The organism is Mycoplana sp. MJR14, from assembly GCF_029210525.1.
Classification (GTDB): Bacteria; Pseudomonadota; Alphaproteobacteria; order Rhizobiales; family Rhizobiaceae; genus Mycoplana.
Map to the genome: position 1 here is coordinate 131,248 of NZ_JARGEO010000010.1, position 11,873 is coordinate 143,120.

The following is an 11,873-nucleotide window of genomic DNA, read 5'->3' on the forward strand; positions in this document are numbered from 1 at the left end:
TCTCAAGAGGATGGTCCCGAACCGAACCGCTTTCAGGCAATCCGGCCGGCGGCTTTGGTGACGGGACGAGATTGAGACTACCCATGTTCGACGGGATCGACTGGCCAGCGAACCCCGTCCGTTGCAGGCCCGGATGCACAAATTTGAAGGAGCGACGATGGCTCAGACCCTTTCGTTTAACGGTCGCAGGCGCGTACGCAAGTTTTTTGGAAAAATTCCCGAAGTCGCAGAGATGCCCAACCTCATCGAGGTTCAGAAGGCGTCCTATGACCAGTTTCTGATGGTCGACGAGCCCCAGGGCGGCCGCCCGGACGAGGGGCTTCAGGCCGTATTCAAGTCGGTTTTCCCGATCACCGATTTCTCCGGCGCCTCCATGCTGGAATTCGTCTCCTATGAGTTCGAGCAGCCGAAGTTCGACGTCGAGGAGTGCCGCCAGCGCGACCTGACCTATGCCGCGCCGCTCAAGGTGACGCTGCGCCTGATCGTGTTCGATATCGACGAGGATACCGGCGCGAAGTCGATCAAGGACATCAAGGAGCAGAACGTCTACATGGGCGACATGCCGCTCATGACCGACAACGGCACCTTCATCGTCAACGGCACCGAGCGCGTCATCGTCTCGCAGATGCACCGTTCGCCGGGCGTCTTCTTCGATCACGACAAGGGCAAGAGCCACTCTTCCGGCAAGCTGCTCTTCGCCGCCCGCGTCATTCCCTACCGCGGCTCCTGGCTCGACATCGAGTTCGACGCCAAGGACATCGTGCATGCCCGCATCGACCGCCGCCGCAAGATCCCGGTGACGTCGCTCCTGATGGCGCTCGGCATGGACGGCGAGGAGATCCTCGAGACCTTCTACACGAAGTCGCTCTACCAGCGCGACGGCGAAGGTTGGCGCGTGCCCTTCCACCCCGAGGCGTTGAAGGGCCAGAAGGCCGTCTCCGACATGATCGACGCCGACAGCGGCGAGGTCGTGGTCGAGGCCGGCAAGAAGCTGACCCCGCGCGTCCTCAAGCAGTTGACCGAGAAGGGCCTGAAGGCGCTGAAGGCGACCGACGACGATCTCTACGGCAACTACCTGGCCGAGGACATCGTGAACTTCTCGACCGGCGAGATCTACCTCGAAGCCGGTGACGAGATCGACGAGAAGACCCTGCCGCTGATCCTGTCCGCAGGTTTCGACGAGATCCCGGTCCTCGACATCGACCACATCAATGTCGGCGCCTACATCCGCAACACGCTGGCAGCGGACAAGAACGAGAACCGCCAGGACGCGCTGTTCGACATCTACCGCGTCATGCGCCCCGGCGAGCCGCCGACGATGGAATCGGCCGAGGCCATGTTCGTCTCGCTGTTCTTCGACGCCGAGCGCTACGACCTCTCCGCCGTCGGCCGCGTCAAGATGAACATGCGTCTCGACCTCGACTGCCCGGACACCGTGCGCGTGCTGCGCAAGGACGACATCCTGGCCGTCGTCAAGATGCTGGTCGAGCTGCGTGACGGAAAGGGCGAGATCGACGACATCGACAACCTCGGCAACCGTCGTGTCCGTTCGGTCGGCGAGCTGATGGAAAACCAGTATCGCCTCGGCCTGCTGCGCATGGAGCGCGCGATCAAGGAGCGCATGTCGTCGATCGAAATCGACACCGTCATGCCGCAGGACCTGATCAACGCCAAGCCGGCTGCCGCCGCCGTTCGCGAATTCTTCGGCTCCTCGCAGCTGTCGCAGTTCATGGACCAGGTGAACCCGCTTTCGGAAATCACGCACAAGCGTCGTCTTTCGGCTCTTGGACCGGGTGGTCTGACCCGCGAGCGCGCCGGCTTCGAAGTCCGCGACGTTCATCCGACCCACTACGGCCGCATCTGCCCGATCGAGACGCCGGAAGGCCCGAACATCGGTCTGATCAACTCGCTCGCCACCTTCGCCCGCGTCAACAAGTACGGCTTCATCGAAAGCCCGTACCGCAAGATCGTGGACGGCAAGGTGACGACCGACGTCGTCTACCTGTCGGCGATGGAAGAGGCGAAGTACCACGTGGCCCAGGCCAACTCGGTGCTGAACGCCGAGGGCGAGTTCGAGGAAGAGTTCGTCGTCTGCCGTCACTCCGGCGAAGTCATGCTCGCCCCGCGCGACCAGATCGACCTGATGGACGTTTCGCCCAAGCAGCTCGTCTCCGTCGCGGCCGCGCTCATCCCGTTCCTCGAGAACGACGACGCCAACCGCGCGCTGATGGGCTCGAACATGCAGCGTCAGGCCGTTCCGCTCCTGCGGGCGGAGGCGCCGTTCGTCGGCACCGGCATGGAGCCGGTGGTCGCGCGTGACTCCGGTGCTGCGATCGCGGCCCGCCGCGGCGGCGTCGTCGACCAGGTCGACGCGACCCGTATCGTTATCCGCGCCACCGAAGACCTTGATCCGGGCAAGTCCGGCGTCGACATCTACCGGCTGCAGAAGTTCCAGCGCTCCAACCAGAACACCTGCGTCAACCAGCGTCCGCTGGTCACCGTCGGCGATGTTCTGAACAAGGGCGACATCATCGCCGACGGCCCGTCCACGGACCTCGGCGACCTGGCGCTCGGCCGCAACGCGCTCGTCGCGTTCATGCCCTGGAACGGCTACAACTACGAGGACTCGATCCTGCTCTCCGAGCGGATCGTGCGCGACGACGTGTTCACCTCCATCCACATCGAGGAATTCGAAGTGATGGCGCGTGACACCAAGCTCGGTCCGGAGGAAATCACGCGCGACATTCCGAACGTTTCGGAAGAGGCGCTGAAGAACCTGGACGAAGCCGGCATCGTCTATATCGGCGCCGAGGTTCAGCCGGGCGACATCCTCGTCGGCAAGATCACGCCGAAGGGCGAAAGCCCGATGACGCCGGAGGAAAAGCTCCTGCGCGCCATCTTCGGCGAGAAGGCCTCCGACGTGCGCGACACCTCCATGCGCATGCCACCGGGCACCTTCGGCACCGTCGTCGAAGTTCGCGTCTTCAACCGCCACGGCGTGGAGAAGGACGAGCGCGCGATGGCGATCGAGCGCGAGGAGATCGAGCGCCTGGCCAAGGACCGCGACGACGAGCAGGCGATCCTCGACCGTAACGTCTACGGCCGCCTGATCGACATGCTCCGCGGCCATGTGGCCGTGGCCGGCCCGAAGGGCTTCAAGAAGGGCACCGAGCTCTCCAACGCCGTCGTCTCGGAATATCCCCGCTCGCAGTGGTGGATGTTCGCCGTCGAGGACGAGAAGGCGCAGGGCGAGATCGAGGCGCTTCGCGGCCAGTACGACGAATCCAAGTCGCGCCTCGAACAGCGCTTCATGGACAAGGTCGAGAAGGTCCAGCGCGGCGACGAGATGCCTCCGGGCGTCATGAAGATGGTCAAGGTCTTCGTCGCCGTGAAGCGCAAGATCCAGCCGGGCGACAAGATGGCCGGCCGTCACGGCAACAAGGGCGTCGTCTCGCGCATCGTTCCGGTCGAGGACATGCCGTTCCTCGAGGACGGCACGCATGTCGACATCGTGCTGAACCCGCTGGGCGTGCCCTCGCGCATGAACGTCGGCCAGATCCTGGAGACGCACCTGGGCTGGGCCTGCGCCGGCATGGGCAGGCAGATCGGCGAGATGCTGGACGCCTACAAGGCGGGCGGCGACATCAAGCCGCTGCGCGACACGATCGACGGCGTCATCGGTTCCGGCCCGAAGGGCGAACCGATCAAGCAGTACGACGACGAGTCCATCGTGCGCCTCGCCGAGCAGACCCGCCGCGGCGTTTCGATCGCGACCCCTGTCTTCGACGGCGCCGTCGAGAAGGACGTCAACGAGATGCTCGAACAGGCCGGCCTCAAGGTCACCGGCCAGTCGACGCTCTTCGACGGCCGTACCGGCGACCAGTTCGACCGTCAGGTGACCGTCGGCTACATCTACATGCTGAAGCTGAACCACCTCGTGGACGACAAGATCCACGCCCGTTCGATCGGCCCGTACTCGCTCGTCACCCAGCAGCCGCTGGGCGGCAAGGCGCAGTTCGGCGGTCAGCGCTTCGGGGAAATGGAGGTCTGGGCTCTGGAAGCCTACGGCGCCGCCTACACCCTGCAGGAGATGCTGACGGTGAAGTCGGACGACGTGGCCGGCCGCACCAAGGTCTACGAGGCGATCGTCCGTGGCGACGACACCTTCGAAGCGGGCATTCCGGAGAGCTTCAACGTTCTCGTCAAGGAAATGCGCTCGCTGGGCCTGTCGGTCGAGCTGGAGAATTCGAAGGTCGACGCGACCATCGAAGCGCAGCTTCCCGACGCCGCCGAGTAAGGTCTCAAAGGTGCGCGCTCATGCGGCGCGCACCGTTTCCTCTCCGCTTCAGGATGGGCGGGGAGGTGCTTCGTCGCCCGGTTGCGGGGCGGCATTTTCCGTTTCAAGCGGCAGTTGCGGCACCCGGGTATCGCCGCATTGACCCGCTAAGCTGAGGGCTTAGGCCCACAAAGGAGACAGGCATGAACCAAGAGGTCATGAATCTTTTCAATCCGCAGGTGCCTGCACAGACCTTCGATTCCATCCGGATCTCGATTGCGTCGCCGGAGAAGATTCTTTCCTGGTCTTATGGCGAGATCAAGAAGCCGGAGACGATCAACTACCGTACGTTCAAGCCGGAACGCGACGGTCTCTTCTGCGCGCGCATCTTCGGGCCGATCAAGGACTACGAGTGCCTGTGCGGCAAGTACAAGCGCATGAAGTACAAGGGCATCATCTGCGAAAAGTGCGGCGTCGAAGTCACGCTGTCGCGTGTTCGCCGCGAGCGCATGGGCCATATCGAGCTCGCAGCCCCCGTTGCCCACATCTGGTTCCTGAAGTCGCTGCCCTCGCGCATCTCGACCCTGCTCGACATGACGCTCAAGGATGTCGAGCGCGTTCTCTATTTCGAGAACTACATCGTCACCGAGCCGGGCCTGACCGCGCTGAAGGAGAACCAGCTCCTCTCCGAAGAGGAGTACATGATCGCGGTCGATGAATATGGCGAAGACCAGTTCACCGCCATGATCGGCGCCGAGGCCATCTACGAGATGCTGGCCTCGATGAACCTCGAGAAGATCGCGGGCGACCTGCGTTCCGAGCTTGCCGACACCACGTCGGATCTCAAGCAGAAGAAGCTGATGAAGCGCCTGAAGATCGTCGAGAACTTCATGGAATCCGGCAACCGCCCGGAATGGATGATCATGAAGGTCGTTCCGGTGATCCCGCCGGACCTGCGTCCGCTCGTCCCGCTCGACGGCGGCCGTTTCGCGACGTCGGACCTGAACGATCTCTACCGCCGCGTCATCAACCGTAACAACCGTCTGAAGCGCCTGATCGAACTGCGCGCTCCGGGCATCATCATCCGCAACGAAAAGCGCATGCTGCAGGAATCTGTCGATGCGCTGTTCGACAACGGCCGTCGCGGCCGCGTCATCACCGGCGCCAACAAGCGTCCGCTGAAGTCGCTGTCCGATATGCTGAAGGGCAAGCAGGGCCGCTTCCGCCAGAACCTGCTCGGCAAGCGCGTCGACTATTCCGGCCGTTCGGTCATCGTGACCGGTCCGGAACTGAAGCTGCACCAGTGCGGCCTGCCGAAAAAGATGGCGCTCGAGCTGTTCAAGCCGTTCATCTACGCCCGTCTCGACGCCAAGGGCTTCTCGTCCACCGTCAAGCAGGCCAAGAAGCTGGTCGAGAAGGAAAAGCCGGAAGTCTGGGATATCCTCGACGAGGTCATCCGCGAGCATCCGGTTCTCCTGAACCGCGCACCGACGCTGCACCGCCTGGGCATCCAGGCCTTCGAGCCGATCCTGGTCGAAGGCAAGGCGATCCAGCTGCACCCGCTCGTCTGCACGGCCTTCAACGCCGACTTCGACGGCGACCAGATGGCCGTTCACGTGCCGCTGTCGCTCGAAGCCCAGCTCGAAGCCCGCGTGCTGATGATGTCGACCAACAACATCCTGCATCCGGCCAACGGCGCACCGATCATCGTTCCCTCGCAGGACATGGTTCTCGGCCTCTACTACCTGTCGATCATGAACCAGAACGAGCCGGGCGAAGGCATGGCCTTCTCCGATCTCGGCGAGCTGCAGCACGCGCTTGAGACCAAGGCCGTCACCCTGCACGCCAAGATCAAGGGCCGCTTCAAGACGGTCGACGCCGAAGGCAAGCCGGTCTCGAAGATCTACGAGACGACCCCCGGTCGCCTCCTGATCGGCGAACTGCTGCCGAAGAACGCCAACGTGCCCTTCGACATCTGCAACCAGGAAATGACCAAGAAGAACATCTCCAAGATGATCGACACGGTCTACCGTCATTGCGGCCAGAAGGACACGGTCATCTTCTGCGACCGTATCATGCAGCTCGGCTTCGCCCATGCCTGCCGTGCCGGCATCTCGTTCGGCAAGGACGACATGGTGATCCCGGACACCAAGGCGAAGATCGTCGGCGACACCGAAGCGCTGGTGAAGGAATACGAGCAGCAGTACAACGACGGCCTGATCACCCAGGGCGAGAAGTACAACAAGGTCGTCGACGCCTGGGGCAAGGCCACCGAGAAGGTCGCGGAAGAAATGATGGCCCGCATCAAGGCCGTCGAGTTCGACCCGGCGACCGGTCGCCAGAAGCCGATGAACTCGATCTACATGATGTCGCACTCCGGCGCCCGCGGTTCTCCGAACCAGATGCGCCAGCTGGGCGGCATGCGCGGCCTCATGGCCAAGCCGTCGGGCGAGATCATCGAGACGCCGATCATCTCGAACTTCAAGGAAGGCCTGACCGTGAACGAGTACTTCAACTCGACGCACGGTGCCCGTAAGGGTCTGGCAGACACCGCCCTGAAGACCGCGAACTCGGGCTACCTGACCCGTCGTCTCGTCGACGTGGCGCAGGACTGCATCGTCACGCACGTCGATTGCGGCACCGACAAGGGCCTGACCATGACGGCGATCGTCGATGCCGGCCAGGTCGTCGCCTCGCTCGGCCAGCGCATTCTCGGCCGCACGGCGCTCGATGACATCCTCCACCCGGTTACGGGCGAGCTGATCATCAACGCCGGCAAGATGATCGAGGAGGCGCATGTCGCCGACATCGAGAAGGCGGGCATCCAGTCCGTCCGCATCCGCTCGGCGCTGACCTGCGAGATCCAGACCGGCGTCTGCGGCGTCTGCTACGGCCGCGACCTTGCCCGTGGTACGCCCGTCAACATCGGCGAGGCTGTCGGCGTCATCGCCGCGCAGTCGATCGGCGAGCCGGGCACTCAGCTCACCATGCGCACGTTCCACCTCGGTGGCACGGCGAACGTGGTCGACCAGTCGTTCCTGGAAGCGTCCTACGAAGGCACGATCCAGATCAAGAACCGCAACATGCTGCGCAACTCCGAAGGCAACCTCATTGCCATGGGCCGCAACATGGCGGTCCAGATCCTGGACGAGCGCGGCGTCGAGCGGTCCTCGCAGCGCGTTGCCTACGGCTCGAAGATCTTCGTCGACGACGGCGACAAGGTGAAGCGCGGCCAGCGTCTGGCGGAGTGGGATCCCTACACCCGTCCGATGATGACGGAAGTCGACGGTGTCGTCGAATTCGAGGACATCATCAACGGCATCTCGGTGAAGGAAGAGACCGACGAAGTCACCGGCATCACCAAGCGCCAGATCATCGACTGGCGTTCGACGCCGCGCGGCTCCGACCTGAAGCCGGCGATCGTCATCAAGGACAAGAGCGGCGCCGTCGCAAAGCTCTCCCGCGGTGGTGAAGCCCGCTTCCTGCTCTCGGTCGATGCGATCCTGTCGGTCGAACCGGGCCAGAAGGTCAGCCAGGGTGACGTGCTCGCCCGTTCGCCGCTCGAAAGCGCCAAGACCAAGGACATCACCGGTGGTCTGCCGCGTGTTGCCGAACTGTTCGAGGCTCGCCGCCCGAAGGATCACGCCATCATCGCAGAGATCGATGGTACGGTCCGCTTCGGCCGCGACTACAAGAACAAGCGCCGCATCACGATCGAGCCGGCCGAAGACGGTGTCGAGCCGGTCGAGTACCTGATCCCGAAGGGCAAGCCCTTCCATCTTCAGGACGGCGACTACATCGAGAAGGGCGACTACATCCTCGACGGCAACCCGGCGCCGCACGACATCCTGGCGATCAAGGGCGTGGAAGCACTCGCTTCCTACCTCGTGAACGAAATCCAGGAAGTCTACCGTCTGCAGGGCGTTGTCATCAACGATAAGCACATCGAGGTGATCGTTCGCCAGATGCTGCAGAAGGTCGAGATCACCGAGGCGGGCGACTCCACCTACATCGTCGGGGACAATGTCGACCGGATCGAGCTGGAGGACGTCAACGACCGCCTGATCGAGGAAGGCAAGAAGCCGGCCTACGGCGAGCCGGTCCTGCTCGGCATCACCAAGGCGTCGCTGCAGACGCCGTCCTTCATCTCCGCCGCCTCCTTCCAGGAGACGACGAAGGTGCTGACGGAAGCTGCGATCGCCGGCAAGACCGACGGCCTGCAGGGTCTGAAGGAAAACGTCATCGTCGGCCGTCTCATCCCGGCCGGTACGGGCGGAACCATGACGCAGATCCGCCGCATCGCCACCGCGCGCGACGAGATGATCCTCGACGAGCGCCGCAAGTCGACGGGCGCCGGCGTTGCCACGCCGATGCTGGCCGACCTTGCCGATAGCGAGAACGTGCCGGCTGGCGAATAAGCCGGCGGCCGAGCCGGGGCGAACTGCCGCACCCGGCGCAATTGACCAACGCAAGGCGCCCGGAGCAATCCGGGCGCCTTTTGCATTTTGCCAGACTCCGCCTTGATCGCGCGCAAGGGAATTGATCTTCGAACAGTTCTAAATTGCCCTGCAACGCGAGGTGGTGCCGCAATCGGCGGACCTCACCTCGAAATTTCAAGCCTGCGCGCGTCGACCTCCCACCGGCGCGTCCCGGCGAAAGGAGGCAGTTTATGAGAAAGCTATTGTTGAGTTGTTCTGTTGCCCTGTGCGTCCTGTCGGCGGGGAGCGCCGTCGCATCCGACCCGGTGCCTGCCGACCTGCGGCAGACGGCGCTGGAGATCTTCCGGCCGTTGCCCTCGACTGTCCCGGCGGTGCGGGACAACCGCATCACGCCGGAGAAGATCGCCCTCGGCAAGGCGCTGTTCTTCGATCCGCGCATGTCGGCGTCGGGCGTCTTTTCCTGCAATTCCTGCCACAATCTCGGCACCGGCGGCGACGACAACCTCGAGACCTCGATCGGCCATGGCTGGCAGAAGGGGCCGCGCAACGCGCCGACGGTGCTGAACTCCGTCTTCAACGTCGCCCAGTTCTGGGACGGTCGCGCCGAGGACCTGAAGGCGCAGGCCAAGGGGCCGGTGCAGGCCGGCGTCGAGATGGCGAACACGCCGCTGCAGGTGATCGCGACGCTGAACTCGATGCCGGACTATGTCGCCTGGTTCAAGGCGGCCTTCCCCGGCGAGGCCGATCCCGTCACCTTCGACAACTTCGCCAAGGCGATCGAGGCCTTCGAGGCGACGCTGGTCACGCCGGCCCCCTTCGACGCCTATCTGAACGGCGACGACCAGGCCATGAGTAATGAGGCGAGGAAGGGCCTGGCGCTCTTCATCGACAAGGGATGCGCCTCCTGCCATACCGGCATCAACGTCGGCGGGGAGGGGTACTACCCTTTCGGGCTGGTGGAACGGCCGGGCGCCGACGTGCTGCCGGAAGGCGACAGGGGCCGCTTTGCCGTGACCAACACGGTGGACGACACCTACGTCTTCCGCGCCGCACCGCTTCGCAACGTCGCGCAGACCGCACCCTACTTCCATTCCGGCAAGGTCTGGGATCTGAAGGAAGCCGTGACCCTGATGGGGGAAACGCAGTTGGGCGAGGAACTGACGAGCGAGGACGCCGACCTGATCGTCGCCTTCCTGCACGCGCTGACGGGAACCGTGCCGGACGTCGTCTATCCCATCCTGCCGGCGGAGACACGGTCGACCCCGCAACCGACCGCCGAAATCCGCAACTGATGCGGCCCGCCGCCGCCGAGATGAGGCCGCCCGATCCTCGGGCGGCTTTGTCGCATTTCGAAGCGTGGCTCCCGGTCAGGCAAACCGGATGATGGCGACTTCGCCCTCGAGCGCGCCCTGGTAGGCCGAGGCGTGCGGTTCGTCGATCGGAGCATCGGTCAGCGTGCCGATCTGGTCGAGGTCGGCCTCCAGGAAGCCTTCCTCCGCAAGCGCGTTCAACGCCTCGCGCACGGCACTGTCGTCGTCGGGCGCGCGCAGCATGACATGGATGTCGATGCCCTCGTCGTCGCCGTCGCGCTCATAGGCCTTGCCGATGATGATGAAGACCATGGCGTCTTCGTTGTTGTTGTCGTTGTCGGGGGAGATAGGCATGGCGCTTCCTTCAGGTTCGGGATGATAAAGTCCTTACGCCGATCATGCCGAAATGGAAAGCGCGCGGGGCCGGCGCCGGGGACGGGCAGGGGGCGTCACGTGCGTCGACCGGGGGCGGTAGGCTGCCTGCAACGGCATTGATTCTTCGTTTGCGATTCCTTAAGATTCGTCGGGCAAGTGCATCGCCCGACGCCGGCTGCCGAGGCTTCGGTTGCCGCGCCGCAAGCGGGCGAACGCCTCGAAACTCAGGGCGCGCATAGAGGGCGGAGCAAGAATATTTCGCCGGTCCCCTTGACGTACAGGGCGTAAGCCAGTAGAGCCACGCCCATCGGAGCCTATGTGAGGCTGGCTGGTTCAGTACGACTCGTTCTGAAGTTCGCCTCAAACAGGGCTCCAACGCACGTTGAAGACATGAATGCTGCACGCATGACGCGGTTCTGTCGCGTCCTCTGCCTTCGAGGGCCATTCGCAAGAAGCGGATCGGTCCTGTTTTGCGCATGAAAAGAAGCGTGTGGCAGCCGCCGGTAACGGCAAGATCCGCCCGCAAGGGTAAACGAGACAAGATCAAGGGATGGTTGAATGCCTACCGTAAACCAGCTGATCCGTAAGCCGCGTCAGGCACAGGTAAAGCGCAATAAGGTTCCCGCTCTCCAGGAGAACCCGCAGAAGCGCGGCGTATGCACCCGCGTCTACACGACGACGCCGAAGAAGCCGAACTCGGCTCTGCGTAAGGTCGCCAAGATCCGCCTGACCAACGGCTTCGAAGTCATTGGTTATATCCCGGGCGAAGGTCACAACCTTCAGGAGCACTCCGTGGTCATGATCCGCGGCGGCCGCGTGAAGGACCTTCCGGGTGTGCGCTATCACATCATCCGCGGCGTTCTCGATACCCAGGGTGTCAAGAACCGCAAGCAGCGCCGCTCCAAGTACGGCGCGAAGCGTCCGAAGTAACCAGTCACCGGCGCCATTTCGCTGGAACCCAATTTAGTTGAGAGACGAAAAGTATGTCCCGACGTCATAAAGCAGACAAGCGCGAGATCAACCCGGATCCGAAGTTCGGCGATCTCGTTGTAACGAAGTTCATGAACGCCATCATGCTCGACGGCAAGAAGTCCGTCGCCGAAACGATCGTTTACGGCGCATTCGACAGCGTTCAGGGCAAGTCCAAGCAGGACCCGCTTGGCGTGTTCCACCAGGCGCTCGACAACGTCGCGCCGCACGTCGAAGTTCGTTCGCGCCGCGTCGGTGGTGCTACCTACCAGGTCCCGGTCGATGTTCGTCCGGAGCGCCGTCAGGCTCTCGCAATCCGTTGGGTCATCGCAGCGGCACGCAAGCGGAACGAAACCACCATGATCGAGCGCCTCTCGGGCGAACTCATGGATGCGGCAAACAACCGCGGCAGCGCAGTCAAGAAGCGCGAAGACACGCACAAGATGGCGGACGCCAACCGTGCATTCTCGCACTACCGCTGGTAATCTCGAAAAGGCAGTCCAT

6 protein-coding genes are annotated in these 11,873 nt (G+C 63.4%); 5 read left to right on the top strand and 1 reads right to left on the bottom strand.

From position 1 onward, the window contains the following. The first annotated feature begins 157 nt into the window (after positions 1-157). The 3 genes from rpoB to P0086_RS20555 all read left to right on the top strand — a co-directional run bounded on the left by rpoB (position 158) and on the right by P0086_RS20555 (position 10,007). A complete protein-coding gene (gene rpoB, locus P0086_RS20545) occupies positions 158-4,297 on the top strand; it encodes a DNA-directed RNA polymerase subunit beta (protein WP_148151710.1) in 4,140 nt (1,379 codons plus the stop codon). Positions 4,298-4,479: 182 nt separating this feature from the next. Continuing rightward, the gene (gene rpoC, locus P0086_RS20550; RefSeq protein ID WP_112616700.1) at positions 4,480-8,694 is read left to right on the top strand and encodes a DNA-directed RNA polymerase subunit beta'; all 4,215 of its coding nucleotides are present in this window, start codon (positions 4,480-4,482) and stop codon (positions 8,692-8,694) included. A 251-nt stretch (positions 8,695-8,945) separates the two neighbouring features. Further along, positions 8,946-10,007: a cytochrome-c peroxidase gene (locus tag P0086_RS20555; protein WP_275788972.1), complete on the top strand. Its 1,062-nt coding sequence runs from the start codon at positions 8,946-8,948 to the stop codon at positions 10,005-10,007. A 75-nt stretch (positions 10,008-10,082) separates the two neighbouring features. On the opposite strand, the gene P0086_RS20560 is transcribed toward P0086_RS20555, so the two are convergent. Further along, positions 10,083-10,379 (bottom strand): transcriptional regulator, encoded by a 297-nt coding sequence (locus P0086_RS20560; protein ID WP_112600313.1) that lies wholly within the window; start codon positions 10,377-10,379, stop codon positions 10,083-10,085. 579 nt (positions 10,380-10,958) lie between these two features. Between P0086_RS20560 and rpsL the strand changes: the two genes are divergently transcribed. Beyond that, entirely contained in the window at positions 10,959-11,330 is a 372-nt protein-coding gene (gene rpsL, locus P0086_RS20565) for a 30S ribosomal protein S12 (protein ID WP_003507760.1), read from the top strand. Between the two features lie 53 nt (positions 11,331-11,383). Then, the gene (rpsG, locus tag P0086_RS20570) at positions 11,384-11,854 is read left to right on the top strand and encodes a 30S ribosomal protein S7 (protein ID WP_112600458.1); all 471 of its coding nucleotides are present in this window, start codon (positions 11,384-11,386) and stop codon (positions 11,852-11,854) included. The last annotated feature ends 19 nt before the right edge of the window (positions 11,855-11,873 follow it).